This window comes from Paraburkholderia tropica, from assembly GCF_914484835.1.
Classification (GTDB): Bacteria; Pseudomonadota; Gammaproteobacteria; order Burkholderiales; family Burkholderiaceae; genus Paraburkholderia; species Paraburkholderia tropica_A.
Map to the genome: position 1 here is coordinate 21,979 of NZ_CAJZAR010000048.1, position 18,226 is coordinate 40,204.

At 64.1% G+C, this 18,226-nt stretch carries 17 protein-coding genes; 10 read left to right on the top strand and 7 right to left on the bottom strand.

Annotated features, from left to right (window positions below):
• Positions 1–18 precede the first annotated feature (18 nt).
• The 5 genes from LDO54_RS15760 (at position 19) to LDO54_RS15780 (ending at position 3,770) form a co-directional block, all read left to right on the top strand.
• Complete coding sequence (locus LDO54_RS15760; RefSeq protein ID WP_224011623.1) at positions 19–720, top strand: SDR family oxidoreductase; 702 nt, start codon at positions 19–21, stop codon at positions 718–720.
• Between the two features lie 2 nt (positions 721–722).
• Complete coding sequence (locus LDO54_RS15765) at positions 723–1,733, top strand: 3-hydroxyacyl-CoA dehydrogenase (protein WP_224011624.1); 1,011 nt, start codon at positions 723–725, stop codon at positions 1,731–1,733.
• A gap of 67 nt (positions 1,734–1,800) precedes the next feature.
• The gene (locus LDO54_RS15770) at positions 1,801–3,129 is read left to right on the top strand and encodes a short-chain fatty acid transporter (protein ID WP_224011625.1); all 1,329 of its coding nucleotides are present in this window, start codon (positions 1,801–1,803) and stop codon (positions 3,127–3,129) included.
• Positions 3,130–3,172: 43 nt separating this feature from the next.
• Positions 3,173–3,457 carry a muconolactone Delta-isomerase gene (gene catC, locus LDO54_RS15775; protein ID WP_065057970.1) on the top strand — a complete coding sequence of 95 codons (285 nt, stop codon included), beginning with the start codon at positions 3,173–3,175 and terminating at the stop codon, positions 3,455–3,457.
• Positions 3,458–3,473: 16 nt separating this feature from the next.
• Positions 3,474–3,770, top strand: a complete 297-nt coding sequence (locus LDO54_RS15780; RefSeq protein WP_224011626.1) for a YciI family protein — start codon at positions 3,474–3,476, stop codon at positions 3,768–3,770.
• A gap of 100 nt (positions 3,771–3,870) precedes the next feature.
• Here the strand turns inward: LDO54_RS15780 and LDO54_RS15785 are convergent, their stop codons facing one another.
• The 3 genes from LDO54_RS15785 to LDO54_RS15795 all read right to left on the bottom strand — a co-directional run bounded on the left by LDO54_RS15785 (position 3,871) and on the right by LDO54_RS15795 (position 7,858).
• Entirely contained in the window at positions 3,871–5,319 is a 1,449-nt protein-coding gene (locus tag LDO54_RS15785) for a purine-cytosine permease family protein (protein ID WP_224011627.1), read from the bottom strand.
• Between the two features lie 147 nt (positions 5,320–5,466).
• A complete protein-coding gene (locus tag LDO54_RS15790; protein ID WP_224011628.1) occupies positions 5,467–6,606 on the bottom strand; it encodes an acyl-CoA dehydrogenase family protein in 1,140 nt (379 codons plus the stop codon).
• Positions 6,599–7,858, bottom strand: coding sequence for a CaiB/BaiF CoA transferase family protein (locus LDO54_RS15795; protein ID WP_224011629.1), 1,260 nt, complete (start codon positions 7,856–7,858; stop codon positions 6,599–6,601). Before LDO54_RS15795 ends, LDO54_RS15790 begins: the two co-directional genes overlap by 8 nt.
• Before the next feature lie 141 nt (positions 7,859–7,999).
• Between LDO54_RS15795 and LDO54_RS15800 the strand changes: the two genes are divergently transcribed.
• The 3 genes from LDO54_RS15800 to LDO54_RS15810 all read left to right on the top strand — a co-directional run bounded on the left by LDO54_RS15800 (position 8,000) and on the right by LDO54_RS15810 (position 10,694).
• Positions 8,000–8,911: a LysR family transcriptional regulator gene (locus LDO54_RS15800; protein WP_224011630.1), complete on the top strand. Its 912-nt coding sequence runs from the start codon at positions 8,000–8,002 to the stop codon at positions 8,909–8,911.
• A 116-nt stretch (positions 8,912–9,027) separates the two neighbouring features.
• Positions 9,028–9,204, top strand: coding sequence for a DUF1328 domain-containing protein (locus LDO54_RS15805; RefSeq protein WP_224011631.1), 177 nt, complete (start codon positions 9,028–9,030; stop codon positions 9,202–9,204).
• Between the two features lie 314 nt (positions 9,205–9,518).
• Positions 9,519–10,694, top strand: a complete 1,176-nt coding sequence (locus tag LDO54_RS15810) for a porin (protein WP_224011632.1) — start codon at positions 9,519–9,521, stop codon at positions 10,692–10,694.
• Between the two features lie 75 nt (positions 10,695–10,769).
• Here LDO54_RS15810 and LDO54_RS15815 read toward each other — a convergent pair whose 3' ends face one another.
• Complete coding sequence (locus LDO54_RS15815; RefSeq protein WP_224011633.1) at positions 10,770–11,165, bottom strand: PPC domain-containing DNA-binding protein; 396 nt, start codon at positions 11,163–11,165, stop codon at positions 10,770–10,772.
• Positions 11,166–11,305: 140 nt separating this feature from the next.
• Between LDO54_RS15815 and LDO54_RS15820 the strand changes: the two genes are divergently transcribed.
• Entirely contained in the window at positions 11,306–12,517 is a 1,212-nt protein-coding gene (locus LDO54_RS15820) for a polysaccharide pyruvyl transferase family protein (protein ID WP_224011634.1), read from the top strand.
• A gap of 158 nt (positions 12,518–12,675) precedes the next feature.
• Here LDO54_RS15820 and LDO54_RS15825 read toward each other — a convergent pair whose 3' ends face one another.
• The 3 genes from LDO54_RS15825 to LDO54_RS15835 all read right to left on the bottom strand — a co-directional run bounded on the left by LDO54_RS15825 (position 12,676) and on the right by LDO54_RS15835 (position 17,070).
• On the bottom strand, positions 12,676–13,842 hold the full coding sequence (locus LDO54_RS15825) for a porin (RefSeq protein ID WP_224011635.1): 1,167 nt from the start codon (positions 13,840–13,842) through the stop codon (positions 12,676–12,678).
• A 539-nt stretch (positions 13,843–14,381) separates the two neighbouring features.
• Positions 14,382–15,935, bottom strand: coding sequence for a DHA2 family efflux MFS transporter permease subunit (locus LDO54_RS15830; protein ID WP_224011636.1), 1,554 nt, complete (start codon positions 15,933–15,935; stop codon positions 14,382–14,384).
• A 193-nt stretch (positions 15,936–16,128) separates the two neighbouring features.
• Positions 16,129–17,070 carry a carbon-nitrogen hydrolase family protein gene (locus LDO54_RS15835; RefSeq protein WP_224011637.1) on the bottom strand — a complete coding sequence of 314 codons (942 nt, stop codon included), beginning with the start codon at positions 17,068–17,070 and terminating at the stop codon, positions 16,129–16,131.
• A gap of 78 nt (positions 17,071–17,148) precedes the next feature.
• Here LDO54_RS15835 and LDO54_RS15840 point away from each other — a divergent pair, with 78 nt between their 5' ends.
• The gene (locus tag LDO54_RS15840) at positions 17,149–18,084 is read left to right on the top strand and encodes a LysR family transcriptional regulator (protein ID WP_224011638.1); all 936 of its coding nucleotides are present in this window, start codon (positions 17,149–17,151) and stop codon (positions 18,082–18,084) included.
• The last annotated feature ends 142 nt before the right edge of the window (positions 18,085–18,226 follow it).

Genomic DNA, 18,226 nt, shown 5'->3' on the forward strand with positions numbered 1-18,226 from the left:
TGACCGAGATTGACCGACATGGCTAAAGAACGAGTTCTGATTACCGGCGGCGCCGCCGGCATCGGCGCGGCATGCGCCGCGCGCTGCGAAGCCGACGGCTACGAAGCAGTCGTCATCGACCGCATGGGCGACGGCATCATCGCCGACCTCTCCGATACGCAAGCCACTGCCGCCGCGCTCGAACGCGCGCTGGAAGGCGGCCCGATCACGCGCCTCATCAACAACGTGGGCGTGGTGCTGCCCGCCGACGCCGAACATCAAACGCTCGACGAACTCGAACGCGCGTGGGCGCTCAACGTGCGCTGCTCGCAGCAATGCATGCAGGCGCTGCTGCCGGGCATGAAGGCGGCGGGCTTCGGGCGCATCGTCAACATGTCGTCGCGTGCGGCGCTGGGCAAGGAATTGCGCACCGCGTACTCGGCCACCAAGGCGGCGCTGATCGGCATGACGCGCGTGTGGGCGCTCGAACTGGGCGCGTTTGGCGTGACCGCGAACGCCATCGGCCCCGGCCCGATCCGCACGGAACTCTTCGACCGCGCCAATCCGCCGGGCGCGCCGCGCACGCAGGCGATCATCGACGCCGTGCCCGTCAAGCGCGTCGGCACGCCCGACGACGTCGCGCACGCGGTCTCGTATCTGCTCGACGCGCGCAGCGGTTTCGTGACCGGCCAGGTGCTCTACGTGTGCGGCGGCATGACCGTCGGCGTCGCGGGAGTCTGATGATGTCATCGACCTTGGCCCACGCCGTGTCTTCCACGGACGCCACGCGCCGCGCGGGCATCGTCGGCGCGGGCAGCATCGGCGTGGCCTTCGCCGTCGTGTTCGCACGCGCGGGCTGGCGCGTGCGCCTGTTCGATCCCGACGCGCAGCGCCGCGCCGCCGCGCCCGCCGAAATCGCGCTGCGTCTCGACGACCTCACGCGCTTCGCGCTCATCGACGAAAGCGCCGCGCAGATCGCCGCGCGCGTGGAGATCGTCGATACGCTCGAAGCCGCGGCCGCCGACGCCGATCTCGTGCAGGAATGCGCGCCCGAGCGCACCGAACTCAAGCGCGAGTTGTTTGCGCAACTCGACCGCGCCGCGCCCGCGCAGGCGATCATCGCGAGCGCCTCGTCGTTTCTCGCAGCATCGAAATTCGTCGACGAAAGTTTGCCGGGTCACGCGCGCTGCCTCGTCGCGCATCCGGGCAATCCGCCCTATCTCGTGCCCGTGGTCGAGATCGTGCCCGCGCCCTTCACCTCGGCGGCGGCCACCACGCGCGCCATCGCGCTGTATGGCGAAGCGGGCCTCATGCCCGTGCGCGTGAAGCAGGAAGTCGCGGGCTTCATCTTCAACCGCCTGCAAGGCGCGGTGCTGCGCGAAGCGTATTGCCTCGTGCGCGACGGCGTGGCGTCCGTCGACGACATCGACACCGTGATGCGCGAAGGACTCGCGCCGCGCTGGTCGGTGATCGGCCCGTTCGAAACCGTCGATCTGAATACGCGCGGCGGCATTGCTTCGCACGCGCAGAAGATGGGGCCGTCGTACGAACGCATGGGCGCCGAGCGCGGCCAGCACGATCCGTGGACGCCCGAACTCGTCGCGCAGGTGGAAGCCGCGCGCCGCGCCGCACTGCCGCTCGATCAATGGGACGCACGCGTGGCCTGGCGCGATCGCCAGCTGATGCAACTCGCGCGCCAGCGCAAAACCGCTTCGAACAAGGACGCCGACACCCCGACCCAGCGCGACGACTGAATCCCAAGCCCGCGGCACGCACCGCGAGAGAGACCCAGAATTACTACGAATTGACAGAGACACAGCCATGCAAAGAGTCACCGCCTTCTTCACCGAGCTGATGCGCCGGTACCTGCCCGATCCCTTCGTGTTCGCGATCGGCCTCACGTTGCTCACGATGGCGCTTGCCGTGATCGTCCAGGGCCAGGCCGTCACCGCGCTCACGACGAGCTGGGGCAAGGGCTTCTGGGCGCTGCTCGCGTTCACCACCCAGATGGCCGTGATTCTCGCGATGGGCTACGTGCTCGCGACCGCGCCGCTCACCGACCGATTTCTCAACCGCCTCGTCTCGCACGTGAATTCGCCGCGCATGGCGATCATCGTCGCGACGCTCGTGGGCGGCATCGGCAGCTATCTGAACTGGGGCTTCGGTCTCGTGGTGGGCGGCATCGTCGCGCGCAAGCTCGCGATGCGCGTGAACGGCGTGCACTATCCGCTCATCATCGCCTCGGCGTATAGCGGCTTCACGCTCTATGGTCTCGGGCTCTCGGCCAGCATTCCCGTGCTGATCTCGACGAAGGGCCATCCGCTCGAAGCGCAGATGGGCGTCATTCCGTTGTCCGAAACGATTTTCTCGCCGACGATGCTGATCACGAGCCTCGTGACCATCATCACGCTGCCGCTGCTGAACGCGTGGCTGCACCCGAAGGCGGGCCAGCCCGTGAAGGAAATCGACCGCACGCTCGAAGCGCAGTCGAAAGCGGAAGCACCCGCCATCGACGTGGACGAAGGCAACACGCTCGCCAACCGCCTGAACAACAGCCGCGTGCTGAGCTACGTGATCGGCCTGATCGGCATGGGCTATGTGGCGCTGCATTTCGTGCAGGGCGGCAGCATCGACCTGAATCTGATCAACTTCTTTATTCTGTTCCTCGGCATCCTGCTGCTCGGCACGCCGATCCGCTATGTGGAGAAGCTCAACGAAGGCATCCGCACGATCAGCGGCATCATTCTGCAATATCCGTTTTACGCGGGCATCATGGCGATCATGGCGTCGTCGGGGCTCGTCAACACGCTTTCCGAAGCGTTCGTGAAAGTCGCCACGCCGGCCACGCTGCCGTTCTGGGGTTTGATCAGCTCGTTCGTCATCAACTTCTTCGCGCCCTCGGGCGGCGGCCACTGGGTCATTCAAGGCCCGTTCATGATCGAGGCGGCGAAGACCATCGGCGCGTCGGTCGGCCATACGTCCACCGCCGTGATGCTCGGCAACGCCTGGAACGATCTGGTGCAGCCGTTCTGGATTCTGCCCGCGCTCGCGCTGTCGAAACTCAAGCTCAAGGACATCATGGGCTACACGGTCATCATGATGATCTGGATCGGCATCGTTTATTCGGCGGCGATTCTCATCTGGGGCTAAGACGCTTCTTCGCTCGCACCATTCGAATCAACAGGAGTTCACGATGCTGTTTCTCGTTCACATGCAGGTCCAGATTCCGGCCGACACCGACAAGGCTTTCGCCGACGCGCTGAAGGCCGAGGAAAAAGCGTTCTCGCAAAAGCTTCAGCAGGAAGGCAAATGGCGCCATCTGTGGCGCGTGGTGGGCGAGTACGCGAACTACAGCGTATTCGATGTGGAATCGAACGACGAACTGCACACGATGCTGTCCGCGCTGCCGCTGTTTCCGTTCATGAAGATCAGCGTCACGCCGCTCGCGCAGCATCCTTCGGCCATTGCGCCCAACTGAACGGAGCACGACTGCCATGCCCTTTCTGATCGAAACCTTCGACAAGCCCGGCCACGCGCACGTGCGCGCGCGCGAGCGCGATGTGCATCTCGCGTTTCTCGAAGACAACAAGGCGCTGCTGCTCGCCTGCGGCGCAAAGCTCAACGACGACGGCAGCAGCGCGGGCGGCGGCATTTATATCGTCGATGTAGAAACGCGCGAGGAAGCCGAACAGTTCATCGCCCAGGACCCGTTCTGGAAAGTGGAGTTGTTCGAGCGCGTGAGCATCGTGCGCTGGCGTAAGGCCTATGTGGACGGCACCTGCTATCTCTAAGCCCGCCACGGATTTGAAGCATTAACCCTCGGACGGCGCCGTTCCTGTACGGCGCCGCGTTTGGCCCGGCGCGCACCCTCCAGCACGCACGGGCCGTTTTTTATTGCACCTTGTACTGCGCTTCGACACCGCCCGCCGCTTCCGGCAGAATCATTTGCTCAGGCGCGTTCGAACGCGCGAAACGCGTCGCGAAGTAATACAGCGCGCCCGGCACCACGATGCCGACGATCCACGAAATATCCACGCCGCCCAGCCGATCGACCCACGGCCCCGTATAAAAGCCCGTCGCGACAAACGGCAGCTGCACCAGCACGCCCACCACATAGACCGCGATGCCCACGCTATTCCAGCGCCCATAGCGTCCGTTCGCATCGAACAGCGCGGGCACATCGTAACGCTCGCGCGTCACGCAGTAGTAGTCGACGAGATTGATCGCGCTCCACGGCGTGAAGAAAATCAGCAGAAACAGCAGGAACGATGAAAACGCCTTGAGAAACGCATGCTGCCCCGCGAGCGCAATGGCGCTCGACACGCCCACCGTGAGTATCACGAACGCGATGCGAGTGCGGCCCGAAATCTCGCGGCGCTGACCAATGCCGGTGAGGATCGCCGCCACCGACATCACGCTGCCGTATGCGTTGAGCGTGGTGATCGTGAGTTTGCCCAGTGCAATCGTCAGATAAAGAATCCACGCAATCGCGCCCGTTGCGCCGAGCCCCACGACGAAGGCCACCTCGTGACCGGCGAAGCGGTCGCCCGCGAGCGCGGCGGCGAACACGCCAAAGGTCATCGCCACTTGCGCGCCGAGCACGGTCCCGCAGAACACCGCGAAGAACGTCTTCAGCGGCGAAGTCGATTTCGGCAGATAGCGCGAATAATCGGCCACATAAGGACCATAGGCGATTTGCCACGACGCCGACAACGACACAGCCAGCAGAAACGAGGCAGGCGTGAAATGCCGGTTGGCCGCGAGCGTTTCCCATGCGGGACCGTGCAGCAGGCTCGCGAACAGATACAGGAACGCCAGCGTGCCGACCACGCTCGCCACACGGCCCATTGCATGTATCGTGCGGTAGCCGAGCCCGGCCAGCAAGATCACGATGGCCGCGAAGATCAGGATTGCTGACGTATTGCCGACATCGAGCAATTGGGCAATCGCCTGCCCGGCCAGCACCGTGCCGCCCGCCGAGAACCCCACATACATTACGCACACCAGCACGAGTGGAATGATCGCGCCATAAACGCCGAATTGCACGCGGCTCGAAATCATCTGCGGCAAACCGAGTTGCGGCCCCTGCGCGCCGTGCAGCGCCATCACCACGCCGCCCAGCAATTGCCCGATGAGCAAGCCGACGACCGACCAGAAAACGTCGCCGCCCAGCACCACCGCGAGCGCGCCGACCACGACCGCGGTAATTTGCAGATTCGCGCCGAACCACAGCGTGAACTGGCTGCGCAGACTGCCGTGGCGTTCGGCGTCGGGAATATAGTCGATCGAGCGCCGCTCGACCAACGATGCTTTTGCAGTACGTGTTGCGGTGCGAGCCATGCTTCGCTCCTTGTTGGCGGAACTGCTGAAAGATAAGGTGCGGAAAAAACGGCGTGAAAGACAGGCTTGAATAATTTATATGAACAAAAAACCGCATGTGCCTGACGCGCGAACGTCGCTGCATGTCAGGCACGATCGCCGTGATGCTCAGGCGAGTACGGAGCGCGCGATCACCGTGCGTTGAATCTCCGACGAGCCTTCGTAGATGCGCAGAATTCGCGCATCGCGCACGAGACGCTCCACACGGAGTTCGCGCGTGAATCCGTATCCGCCGTGCATCTGCAACGCGGCGTCCGTGACGAAACCCACCATTTCCGAGGCGTAGAGTTTCGCCATCGACGCGGCGTCGGTGAACGGCTCGCCCGCGCCACGCCGCGCCGCCGCCTGCAAGGTGAGCAGCCAGGCCGCCTCCAGACGCGTTTTCATATCGGCGAACACCCATTGCAGACCTTGCTTGCGCGCGAGCGGTTCGCCGCCGACTTCGCGCTGCTTCGCCCATTCCACCGCATCGGACAGCGCGGCTTCCGCAATGCCGAGGCTCGTCGCCGCCACGTCGAGGCGGCTGTTGTCGAGCACCTTCATCGCCGTGCGGAAACCCGTGCCCTCTTCGCCCAAACGATTCGCCGCGGGCACGAAGCAATCGAGCGCGATCTCGTGCGCGGGTGCGCCGCGAATGCCCATGAGCTTTTCCGCGCCCGATACGGTCACGCCCGGCGTATCCGTATCGACCACGAAGGCGCTGATGCCGCGCGTGCCCTGATCGGGCGACGTTTTCGCATAGACGACGATGAAATGCGCCGCGCCAGCGTTCGAAATGAAGTGCTTGGTGCCGCGCAGCCGATAGCCGTCACCTTCGCGCACCGCGACGGTTTTCATGCCAGCGGGATTCGAGCCGGCCTGCGGCTCGGTCAGCGCGAACGCACCGAGCTTCGCGCCGGCCGCCGCGTCGGGCAGATAGCGCTCGCGCAACGCGTCGTCGGCGCCAATCAGTAGCGAATCGGTCGCGAGATAATGCGCGCCGATCATCGACGAAGTGGCCGCGCACGCGCTCGCGATCTCCGAAAGCGCGAGGATGATTGCAGCGGGCGTCGCGCCAATGCCGCCCCAGCGCTCTGGCAAATTCATGCCCATCACGCCGAGTTCGGCGAGCGCGCTCACGTAGCGCGTCGTGGCGATTTCCTCGTGATCGACCTGCGCCGCGCGTGGCGCGAGTTCGGTTTGCGCGTAACGGCGGATGGCGTCGGCGATCTCCAGATCGGCTTCGCTCACGCCCAGTCGCTTAAGCATGGGTGTCCTCCTCTTTCATTTCGTTATACGAATCTTTTTTCAAACCGTGATTCATTGCGCCGATTGCACCGGCTTCGCACAGCGCGGCCATCTGTTCGTCGTCGAGTCCGAGCTTTTGCGATAGCACCGCCAGCGTATGCTCGCCGAGACGCGGCGCGCGCGTCGAGCGCGTCTGCGGATACGCGGAGAATTTCACGGGCTGGCGCGGCAGGCGCACGGTCTTGCCGTCGCCCGACGAAGCCTCGGCCAGCAAGCCGCGCTCGCGCGCCTGTTCGCTTTCGAGCGCCGCGCGCACGCTTTGAATCGGCGCGACGGGAATGCCCGCCTCGCTCAATGCGGCGTTCACCTGCGCCACGGTCAGTTCGCGCGACCACGATTCGATGTGCTCGCGCAGCGCGGCTTCGTGTTCGCAACGCAAGCTGTCGCTCGCGAACCGCGCATCATCGGGTAGATCCGGCGCGCCGATCGCCTGAGCCAGACGCGCGAATAACCGATTGTTCAGCACCGCGACGACGTAATGGCCGTCGCGCGCGCGGAACGCGCCGAATGGCGCCGAGGACGGATGCCGGTTGCCCACGCGCCGCTGCGAAGCCCCTGTCGTTGCGTAACGCGACACGAGTGTCGCGGTCAGGCTCAGCGTGGCGTCGAACATCGCGACATCGACGTGCGTGCCCTTTCCCGTGCGCTCGCGGGCGAGCAGCGCGGCCAGCACGCCCCACGAAGCGAAGATGCCGCTCACCACATCGGACACCGATTCGCCGATCACGGTGGGTTCGCCATCGGGCGCGCCGGTGGCGTCCATGAGGCCGCACATCGCTTGCAGAATAATGTCGTAGGCCGGACGATGCGACTCGGGCCCGCTCTGTCCGAAGCCCGACACGCTCGCATAAACGAGCGCCGGATGGCGCGCCGCCAGCGCCTCGTAGCCGATACCGAGCCGCGCGGCGACGCCGGGCCGGAAGTTTTCCACCACCACGTCGGCCTGCGCGCAGAGCGACTGCGCGAGCGCGCGCCCCGCGTCGGTTTTCAGGTCGATCACGACGCTTTGCTTGTTGCGGTTCATCGCGCTGAAGAGGCCGCTTTCGCCTTCCGCGAAGGGGCCGATCGCGCGATAGTCGTCGCCGCCCGGCGGCTCGATCTTGATGATCTCCGCGCCCAGATCGCCAAGCAGCGCCGAGCACAGCGGTCCCGCCAGCACGCGGGAAAAATCGATCACACGAATACCTTGCAGTGGCAGCACGGAATCAGTCACGGCGGGAGTCTCCTGAACAGCCGGTCGGTTCGACCGGTGAACCGATCATGCGCCGCGCGGGGCATAAGATAAAATACTGGAATAAATTAATGCCTATACGTTTTTTATATAGCCCTGCGCGCGCCGACCCGAGTGAGCCGAATGAGCCTTTCCCTGCGACTATTGCGCTACTTCGTCACCGCCGCCGAAACCGGCAGCACGACGGCCGCCGCCAGACATCTGAACGTTTCGCAGCCGTCGATCTCGGTGGCCATTCGCGAACTGGAGGCGCACTTCAGTGCGCCGCTGTTCTCGCGCGGCGCGGGCACGGGCATGACGCTCACGCAGTTCGGCGAGCGCAAACTCGCGGAGGCGCGCGCGCTGCTCGCTTCTGCATCGGCATTCGAAACCGACGACACCGGCGACGAAGACGGCGGCCATGTGCAGATCGGCGTGTTCCGCACGATTGCACCCGTGTATCTGCCGCGTGTGCTCAAGATCGCGCAGGCGCGTTTTCCGCGCCTGTCGATCCGCTTTGTGGAAGGCGATCTCGCACAACTGGACGCCTGGCTGCATAAACGTCAGATCGATTTCGCGCTGATGTACGACGTGGGCCTGCCCGACGACATCGAACGTGAATGTCTTGCGGAACTGAAACCGTACGCGCTGGTGCCCGCCGATTCCGCGCTGGCGAAACGCAAGCGCGCGGTGTCGCTGCACGACCTCGCGAAAGAACCGTTTATTCAAATCGATCTGCCGCAGAGCCGCGACTTTCTGATGGCGCCGTTCTGGCAATGCGGGCTGTCTCCCAACGTGCGCTATCGCGCCACGTCGATCGAACTCGTGCGCTCGATGGTGGCGAGCGGGCTGGGCGTTTCGCTGCTCATCACGCAAAGCCCCGGCGTCGCGCAGACGCCGTTGATCGCCGAACGCCCGATCCGCGAATCGACCATCGTGCAGCCGCTCGTGATCGCACGCCCCGCGCGCGCGGCCCACACGCACGCTTCCGAATTGCTTTCAACGTGCGTGCGCGAAGCCGTCGCACAAGCGATGCGCGAGCGTACGGGGCGCTGAAGGCGGCGACGCCGCGCCGGGAACACCGTTTGCTGAGTGCAGCCAGGGTCGAATTGGCCTTGTCCGGGCGCGTCGAGCGTGCCGGCTCGCCCACGCACGTCAGGAGAAAACCGATCATGCTCAAGCTGGCATTATTTTTTGCTATTGTGGCCGTCGTCGCGGCCTTGTTCGGCTTTACGGGAGTCGCGGCCGGCGCGGCCGCGATCGCCAAAATCCTGTTCTTCATTTTCCTCGTGCTCTGCATCGCTTTTCTGGTGCTCGGCGTTTTCGTGGCCAAGAAAATCGTCGATTAGCTGCGACGTCCGGCAATATCGAAGCGGCCCGTTTGCATCGCGCGCGGGCCGCTTTTTAGCGTTTTGATGGCCTCCCGGCGCACGCCCATGCGCTCTTTTCCGCGCGACTTGAACCGCCATCGCGCGCGATTCTAAATTTTCGGTGTCAAAAACTTAAACCAAGTTTCATTTTGCAGGCCGTTTTCGACACGGACCTGTAATTGCATTTCCTTAAATTCTCGGTTCCCGCCGCACGGGCTCATAGTTCCGAATCGGACTACTAATCACACGCTCGTCCGTCCGCGCGGCGATATTCTTTCTTCTACGGAATCGACATGAAAAAAGCGTTGTTGAATACTCTCGCCCTCGCCACTGTGGCAGCGTCGTCGATGGCGCACGCGCAAAGCAGCGTCACGCTGTACGGCACCGTCGACGCAGGGATCGACTACATCAGCAACCAGAAGACGTCGACCGGCCACGGCGCGTCGGCGTGGGCCGTGCAGTCGGGCAACCTGAGCACGAGCCGCTGGGGTCTGCGCGGCTCGGAAGATCTGGGCAACGGCCTCAAGGCGATCTTCCAGCTCGAAAACGGCTTCTCGGTCGTCAACGGCAAGGGCTCGAACGGCGGCTATCTGTTCGGTCGGCAAGCCTGGGTGGGTCTCTCGAGCGACCAGTACGGCTCGATCACGCTGGGCCGCCAGTACGACGCGCTCGTCGACATGATCGCGCCGATGTCGGCGACGGGTTCGGGCTTCGGCGGCAATATCGCCGATCACCCGTTCGACAACGACAACCTCAACAACGACGTGCGCATGAACAACGCCGTCAAGTACCGCAGCCCGATCTACGCGGGCTTCCAGGTCGAAGGCGCCTACGCGTTCAGCAACCTGGCCGGCGGCTTCTCGACGAACAACGCGTACACCTTCGGCGCGTCGTGGAACGGCGGCCCGATCAATCTCGCGGTCGCGTACTTCCAGGGCAACAACCCCGGTTCGACCACGGGCGGCGCGCTCTCCGCAGGCACCAGCACCGACAACGACCCGATGTTCGTCAGCGAGCGCACGCGCACGCTGGGCGCGGGCGGCAGCTACACGATCGGCGCGGCGAAGGTCGGCCTCGTGTTCACGCGCACGATGATCGCGTCGCCGACGGAAATCGCGCAAGGCGGCTCGCTCAATGCGTTCAGCGCCGATTACCTCACGTTCAACAACTACGAAATCAACGGCCGCTATCAGCTCACGCCGCAACTCAGCCTCGGCGGCTCGTACACCTACACGGACGGTTCGCTGAGCCGCTCGGAAGGCAATGCTTCGCCGCACTGGAACCAGTTCATGCTGCAGGCCGACTACGCGCTGTCGAAGCGTACGGACGTCTATCTGGAAGGCACGTATCAGCGCGTCTCGGGCGCGGAAGGCATCGCCGTGCTGGGCAATGCGTCGATCTATAACCTCGCCGCTTCGTCGAGCAACACGCAAGCCGTGGTGGCCGCAGGCATGCGTCTGAAGTTCTAAATCGCGCACAGCGGTAAAGGAAACGGCGGCACGGTCATCGACCGGCCGCCGTTTTTTTATTGCTGCGTTTTTAAACTAGATCGCGCGCACCACGAGTTCGGGAAATCCGGTTTGCGCGTCGTGCTCGCGCGTAAAGCGATGATCGGGCAGCAGCATGAGCAGCACTTCGGCGGTCGTGCGCACGATGCAGCCGCGCGCGATGTGGCCGCCCAGCACGCGGCCTTGTGCGTCGGAGACGCTCGCATGCAGATGCGCGCCGTCGAGCGACAGCGAACCGGCCAGCGTGAGAATTTCGAAATCGCCACGCAGCGACGCCGGGGTATCGACGCCCGCATAGCGCAACTCGACCGCGCTCAGGCTACCGATGCCCTGCACCACGAACGCCGCCTGCGCGCCGTGCTGGGCGAGCGCGGCGGCGAGGGTCTCGCGCAGATCGTCTCCGGGGGACAGACGTAAGGGCAACGCTTGCATCGGCGCTCTCCAGGGGGATGTCGATTGACAGGGTAAAGCGGTTCCGCGCGCGCCGCAACGCCTGCTCGACGTTCGCGGCGCGCTGCGCATTGCACTAGTATGAAAGCGGGTCATCGCTGATTCGGCGCTCCGCCACGTTTATGTCCAACGCCACGCATCCATCTTCGCGCACCGTGTTGTTCGGCGCGTTCGACCGGCACAATGTCGGCGATCTGCTATTTGCGCTGATCGTCGCGCGCCTGCTCGCGCCGCGCGATTGTCTTTACGCGGGACTCGCCGCGCGCGATATGCGCGCGTGGGGCGGCGAAGCCGTGCACGCGTTCGGAGAATCGGCAGCGCTATCGCGCGACGCGCCGCTCGATGTCATTCACGTGGGCGGCGAATTGCTGACCTGCGATGCGTGGGAAGCCACGGTCATGCTCGCGCCGCCCGAGCGCGTGCAAGCGGTTATTGCGTGCGAAAACGCGTGGCGTCGCGATCCGCTCGCATGGGCGCGCACGCAACTCGGCGTGGCGTCGCGCGCGCCTTACGTGATGTCGAAAGCCGTTTATCCGCACGTCGAGTTTGGACGCATCGCGTTTCATGCAGTGGGCGGCGTGGGTCTGCATCGGCGCGACGAAGCGTTTCGCGCGGAAGTCTTCAATGCGCTGAAACACGCCGACGTTGTCAGCGTGCGCGATCGGCAAACGCAGGCGCAATTGCACGCGCAAGGCATCGATGCGCCACTCGTTCCCGATCCCGTTGTGATGGTGGCCGAATTGTTCGGCGAGAAGATTCGCGCGCGCGTCAGCGAGGACAGCGTGAATGCGGTGCTCAACGCGTTCGGCGCGGGCTATATCGCGCTGCAATTCGACGCGACCTATGGCGACGACGCCACGCTCGATCTCATCGCGCGCGAAATCGAAAAGATCGTGGCGCAAAGCGGATTCGGCATCGTGCTGTTTCGCGCGGGCGCGGCGCCGTGGCACGACGACATCGACGTTTATCGACGACTTGCCGCGCGCGTGCCTCGCGCGCCGCTGGCGCTCTTTTCGTCGCTCGATATCTGGGACATTTGCGCGCTGATCGCGCGGTGCCGCGCGTATTGCGGCAGCAGCCTGCATGGGCGCATTGTGGCGATGGCGTTCGCGCGGCCGCGCGTCAATCTCGTGCACGCCGATGAAAACGAACCGACGCCTAAACAAGCGGCTTATGCAGCGACGTGGGAAACCCACGACATGCCTGCCACCACCACTGTTGAAGGTCTCGCGCAAGCCGTCGATCAGGCGCTACGCAGCGATGCCGCGCTCAGGCAGCGCACGGCGGCGGATTTGGCGGCGCGCTATCGCCGTGCATTCGAGCACACGATCTAGCGGCACCAAAACAAACTGGCCCGCCAGCGCATCGCGCCTTGTGAGCGCGATCCGCATGACGGGCCAGTTCGATCGCTTGTCGAGCGGCGCGGGACCGGACCGGCCGATCCGGTCCGCGCGCTTTTCGTCTTGCGATGAAGGCTTACATCAGGCTTCGATTAGAAGCGGTGACGCAGACCAACCGTAGCAGCGACCTGGTTCGACGTGCTCGATGCCGACAGCGTGTTGATCATCGCGAAGTTCGAGACGCCGTTGCCCAGCGAGCCCGAAGCGTGCTGGTACACGCCTTCGACGTACACGTCGGTACGCTTCGAGAGCGAGTAGTCAGCTTGCAGCGAAACCGTCTGCCACTTCGGATCGCCCGAACCCGTTGCGTTCTTGATACGGCCATCGGTGAACGTGTAAGCAGCGTCCAGGCTCAGAGCCGGGGTCAGCGCGTAACGGCCGTTCAGTTCGAAGTTGTCGAGGCGCAGGTCCGTGCCCGTCGGGATCGTGAAGTTCGACGGCGTCACGCCGTTCTGCGCGCCAGCGATCAGGTTTTGGTACTGCGTGTGCGTCCACACGAAGCCGACCGTTGCCGGGCCGTACGTGTAGTTCGCGCCTGCACCGAACGTGCGTTGCGTTTCAGCCGACAGGTTGAAGTTGTTGCCTGCACCAGCCGAGTTCGCACCGTTCGAGTTGGTGCTCGTCAGCGAGTTGTTCATCTGCAGGTACGAAGCCGCGGCGTTCAACGGGCCGTTGCTGTACGAAGCGCCAACGCTCCATGCGCGGTTGTTCGAGAACTGGCCAGCGTCGTTGCTGAAGCCGTACAGGCCGCCGAACTTGAAGCCAGCGTAGTTCGCGCTCGTGTACTTGACTGCGTTCTTGATCGAGAACGAGTGGTCGAGGTTGTCGTTGTCGAACGGGTGGCCGGCCATGTTGTTGCCGTAGCCAGCGCCTGCTTCCGACAGCGGCGACAGGTAGTCAACCATCGAGTCGTACTGGCGGCCCAGCGTCAGCGTGCCGTAGCGGTCGCTTTGCAGACCAACGTAAGCCTGGCGGTTGAACATGGTGTTGCTTTCCGTGTTCTTGCCGTTGCCCAGGTTGAAGCCGTTTTCCAACGTGAAGATCGCATGCAGACCGCCGCCGAGGTCTTCGCTACCCTTCAGGCCGAAGTACGTGTCCGACAGCGAGCCGCTGCCCTGGTTCCACTGCTGGTGGCCACCGACGTTGTTCGCGTAGACGATACCCGCATCCAGCGAACCGTACAGCGTGACGCTGCTTTGTGCGTGAGCCGAAACGGCAAAGGCGCTCAGGACGCCAGCGATAATCAGAGTGTTCTTCATGACTTTCCTTAAATTGACATTCAGACCGCGCTGAATGGATCCGGGTATTGGAGCCATCCCGGCAATCTCGCAGCGAAGTTTAAGTGCCAAAGTGAGGAAATCGCAGTACGCAAGCGCTGGAACAGATATTTGCGAAATATGGAAATATCCAAAAATCGGCGCTTAAAACCTTGTGCGCAAAGGGAAAAATCACGTTGTGAGCGTCATCTGACTGTCACATGGCTGTGGCAATCACGCGACGCCACTGTCAAGATCGTGAACTTGATTATTGTCAAAAGTGAGTCAATTCAAGGGTCGGGGCCATGTTAATATTTCCCGGTCTGAAGAAACTCCGGAACAGTTACAACGGACATATGGGGTGGTCCGTTGCTGCGGGCCGCCCCATTTCTATTTGCGGCCTCTGCGACACAAGGTCGCGATTTCACCCCGATCACACCTGATTAATTACGCACGGCTTTCGCTCGCGTTTCAATCCCCGATTAAAAAATAACGGCCCGAATATCGGGCCGCATTCAATTAATCGCGAAAAGTTCCCGCAATCAATGCGCGCCAGCAGTATTTGAAGAATCTGCGGAACTTTTTGAAGGACGAGTAATCCAGATGAGCGGAATGATGGCAATAAATATGAACGCCGAGATATAGAAAATGTCGTTCAGTCCCATCACCGCCGCCTGCGCGTCCACCGAGAAGTTGAATAGTCCATAGGCCGCGTCGGTGCCCACGTGCAGCGACTGGCGCGCCGTGTCCACGCTTTGCATGAAGGCCGGGTTGTTCACGCTGGCCTGCTCCGTGAGCCGCACGTGATGCAGGATCGTGCGGTCGTTCCAGGCGTTGCCGATCAGCGAAGTGCCCACCGCGCCACAGAACGTGCGCGCGAAATTCGAGAGCCCGGCGGCCGCGGGAATCTTCTCGGGCGGCAGTCCCGAGAGAATGATCGAGGTGAGCGGCACGAAGAACATCGCCATCGGAATGCCTTGCAGCAGCGTGGGCAGCACGAGATCCCAGTGCGAGACATCGGTATAGAACTGCGTGCGCATCAAGAACACCACGGCGAAGCCGATGAACGCGAGCGTGGCGATGTAGCGTGGATCGCTACGCGGCAGAATACGGCCGATGATCGGCGTGAGCACCACGGCGAAGATGCCGAGCGGCGCGGTCGTCAGGCCCGAATCCACGGCGCGGTAGCCGAGATAGCCCTGCATCCATTGCGGCAGCAGCACGAGCGTGCCGAAGAACATACCATAGGCCACCGAGATCGAAATCGTGCCGCCCGCGAAATTGCGCTGCGAAAACAGGCGGATATCGACCACGGGATTTTTTTCGGTGAGTTCCCACACCACGAAGAACGCGAAGCCCACCAGCGCCACGATGGCGAGCGTCACGATCAGCGGCGAATCGAACCACGCGAGATCCTTGCCCTTGTCGAGCATGATCTGCAGCGACGCCACCCACACCACGAGCAGCATCAGCCCCACGCCGTCGATCGGCATGCGCCGCGTGGTCGACTCGCGGTCGCGATAGATCGCCCACGTGATGGCGGCGGCGAACAAACCCACCGGCACGTTGATATAGAAGATCCACGACCAGTTGTAGTCGTAAGTGATCCAGCCGCCGAGCGACGGTCCCGCGATCGGGCCGATCAGCGCCGTCATCGACCAGAGCGCGAGCGCCGTCGACGACTTGTGCTTCGGCCACGAACCGAGCAGCAGCGCCTGCGAAAGCGGCGCGAGCGGCCCGGCCACCACGCCCTGCAAGATGCGCGCGGCGAGCAGCGTCGGCAGGTTCGGCGCGATGCCGCAAAGCCATGAGGCCAGCACGAACAGCAGGATCGAGGTGATGAACAGCTTCACCTGGCCGAAGCGCTGCGTGAGCCAGCCGGTGAGCGGAATGGAAACGGCGTTGGCGGCCGCGAAGATCGTGATGACCCACGTGCCTTCGTCGACGGAGACGCCGAGATCGCCGGAAATGGTCGGGATGGCGACGTTCGCGATCGACGAATCGAGCACGTTCATGAACATCGCCAGCGATACGGCGACGGTGCCGAGCGCGAGCTTGCCGCCGCTGAGCGGCGCGGGGGATTGCGGTGCAGACATGGAGCGTGCGTGTAGTGAAAGGCGGCGCCGGGCGGGCCACCCGGGAGCCTAACGGCCCGCGGCACGTCGATCAATGTCACCGCGCGCATCAATTTATGGCGCGGGCGGCAACAATGCGCCGCGCGAGTCGCTTCGCGCGGCGCACGCTCCATCGTCCATTTACTTAGGGAAACGAATCAATGGCGCAGCCCCTTCACACGCGCTGCGACTCGCCGCCCGTGAACTGCACGCTGCGCTTCGCGCGTTCGTCCACGCTCAGCGCGAACACGTCGGGACGCGAGTAATGGCCCACCACGTCGAAGTCGTAACGCGCGCGGATCAATTCGTCGGTGTCGATCTCCGCGACCACGAGGCCGGTCTCGCCGTGCAGCGGGCCCGCGAGAATCTCGCCGAGCGGCCCGACGATCACGCTGCCGCCGTTGATGAGCGGACGCGCCGGATCCCAGCCCGGCACCTCGACGCCGAGCGCCTGCGGCGACGGCTGCACCTGACACGCGCTGATCACGAAACAACGTCCTTCGTGCGCGATATGGCGCATCGAGCATTGCCAGATCTCGCGTTCGTCGACGGTCGGCGCGCACCAGATCTGCACGCCCTTCGCGTACATCGCCGTGCGCAGCAGCGGCATGTGGTTTTCCCAGCAGATCGCCGTGCCCGCCACGCCCGCCGCCGTGTTCACCACCGGCAGCGTCGAGCCGTCGCCCTGCCCCCAGATCAGGCGTTCGGTGCCGGTCGGCATGAGCTTGCGGTGCTTCGCGACGAGCCCCGCCTGCGGATCGAAAAAGAGCGCCGTGCAATAGAGCGTGCTGCCCGCGCGCTCGATCACGCCGATCACGATCGACGCCTCGCAGCGCGCGGACAGGTCGGCGAGCGCGGCCGTTTCGGCGCCCGGCACGTCGATGGCGTTCTCGTAGTACGCCGCGAAGGCCTCGCGCCCCTCGGGCAGACGGTAGCCGAGGCGCGTGCCGAAGATCTCGCCCTTCGGATAGCCGCCGAGCAGCGCCTCGGGCATGACCACGAGTTGTGCGCCCGAGTCGCGGATCGCCGCCTCGAACGACAGGATGTGTTCGAGCGTCGCGGCCTTGCCCTGCGCCAGCGAGCCGATCTGCAATGCAGCAACCTTCGATTTCGACATGATGTTCTCCGTCTGTGTGCGTGCCCGTATCATGGCGGGAACGCCACCGCGCGCCCACCGGCGCTCTCCATTTCAGCTATGCCTGCGAGTGATATCTCCGACGTCGACCTGAATCTCCTGAAGATCTTCGAAGCGCTGTTCGAGGAAGGCGGCGCGAGCCGCGCGGCGATTCGCCTCGACATGACCCAGCCCGCGGTGAGCGCGGCGCTCAAGCGTCTGCGTGAACTCTACGCCGACCGGCTGTTCACGCCGACCGGACGCGGCCTCGCGCCCACCTCACGCGCCCGCGAACTCAAGCCGCTGATCAGCGAGGCGCTCGACAAATGCCGCCAGTCGCTCGCGATCGCCGCGCCCGACGCCACGCACTTTCACGGCCGCGCCGTCGCCATCGGTCTCTCCGACGACTTCGAACTCGCGCTCGGCCAGCCCATCATGCGGCATCTCGCGCGACACGCGCCGGGCCTGCGCGTGATCTTTCGGCAGACCTACAGCCAGATCGTGAGTGACAGCCTCGCGAATCAGGAAATCGATCTGGCGATCGCGGCAGGCGGTTTTTCGGCGCGCGGGCTCAGCCATCAGGCGCTCGGCCAGGGCGATTACGCGTGCCTGCTGGACGCCGCCACCTGCCCGCCCGAAGACGGTAATGGAGACGCCGCCTTGACGCTCGATGCCTTCGTCGCGCGCGGCCATATTCTCGTGTCGTCGGGCGGCGTGGTCGGTATCGTCGACGAAGCGCTCGCGGCGCACGGCCTGAAGCGCAACGTGATCGCGTCCACCACGCACTTCGCGGCGCTGCCGCATCTGCTCGCGGGCACCGACGCCGTCGCCACGATTCCGCGCCATGCCGCGCGCGCGATCGCGGCGCTCACCGGCCTGCGCATGGTCGCTTGCCCGCTCGCGCTGCCAGGCTATCCGATCGAACTCGGCTGGCGCGCCAGCACGATGCGCGACGCCGCCATCGTGCGCGTGCGCGATGCGATCGCTGCCTGTGCTCCGGCGCTGCTCGCGCCTTGATCTACGCGAATTGGCCCGCGTGCCGCTGAACGCAGGCGCTTGTGCTCGTGTAGCCTCACGGCTCACTGATTATCACGGATAACGAATTAAATCGATCAGCCGAAAAAGAGCGCCACTTAGCGCGCTCCCTTTTCATGCAATT

Excerpts from the sequence above, each read along its gene's own strand:
- LDO54_RS15780 (WP_224011626.1), top strand. The coding sequence starts at position 3,474 with ATGCCCTTTCTGATCGAAACCTTCGACAAGCCCGGCCACGCGCACGTG.
- LDO54_RS15815 (WP_224011633.1), bottom strand. The coding sequence starts at position 11,165 with ATGCAAGCGTTGCCCTTACGTCTGTCCCCCGGAGACGATCTGCGCGAG.
- LDO54_RS15785 (WP_224011627.1), bottom strand. The coding sequence starts at position 5,319 with ATGGCTCGCACCGCAACACGTACTGCAAAAGCATCGTTGGTCGAGCGG.
- LDO54_RS15825 (WP_224011635.1), bottom strand. The coding sequence starts at position 13,842 with ATGAAGAACACTCTGATTATCGCTGGCGTCCTGAGCGCCTTTGCCGTT.
- LDO54_RS15830 (WP_224011636.1), bottom strand. The coding sequence starts at position 15,935 with ATGTCTGCACCGCAATCCCCCGCGCCGCTCAGCGGCGGCAAGCTCGCG.
- LDO54_RS15765 (WP_224011624.1), top strand. The coding sequence starts at position 723 with ATGTCATCGACCTTGGCCCACGCCGTGTCTTCCACGGACGCCACGCGC.
- catC (WP_065057970.1), top strand. The coding sequence starts at position 3,173 with ATGCTGTTTCTCGTTCACATGCAGGTCCAGATTCCGGCCGACACCGAC.
- LDO54_RS15790 (WP_224011628.1), bottom strand. The coding sequence starts at position 6,606 with ATGCTTAAGCGACTGGGCGTGAGCGAAGCCGATCTGGAGATCGCCGAC.
- LDO54_RS15820 (WP_224011634.1), top strand. The coding sequence starts at position 11,306 with ATGTCCAACGCCACGCATCCATCTTCGCGCACCGTGTTGTTCGGCGCG.
- LDO54_RS15840 (WP_224011638.1), top strand. The coding sequence starts at position 17,149 with ATGCCTGCGAGTGATATCTCCGACGTCGACCTGAATCTCCTGAAGATC.
- LDO54_RS15800 (WP_224011630.1), top strand. The coding sequence starts at position 8,000 with ATGAGCCTTTCCCTGCGACTATTGCGCTACTTCGTCACCGCCGCCGAA.
- LDO54_RS15805 (WP_224011631.1), top strand. The coding sequence starts at position 9,028 with ATGCTCAAGCTGGCATTATTTTTTGCTATTGTGGCCGTCGTCGCGGCC.
- LDO54_RS15835 (WP_224011637.1), bottom strand. The coding sequence starts at position 17,070 with ATGTCGAAATCGAAGGTTGCTGCATTGCAGATCGGCTCGCTGGCGCAG.
- LDO54_RS15760 (WP_224011623.1), top strand. The coding sequence starts at position 19 with ATGGCTAAAGAACGAGTTCTGATTACCGGCGGCGCCGCCGGCATCGGC.
- LDO54_RS15770 (WP_224011625.1), top strand. The coding sequence starts at position 1,801 with ATGCAAAGAGTCACCGCCTTCTTCACCGAGCTGATGCGCCGGTACCTG.
- LDO54_RS15810 (WP_224011632.1), top strand. The coding sequence starts at position 9,519 with ATGAAAAAAGCGTTGTTGAATACTCTCGCCCTCGCCACTGTGGCAGCG.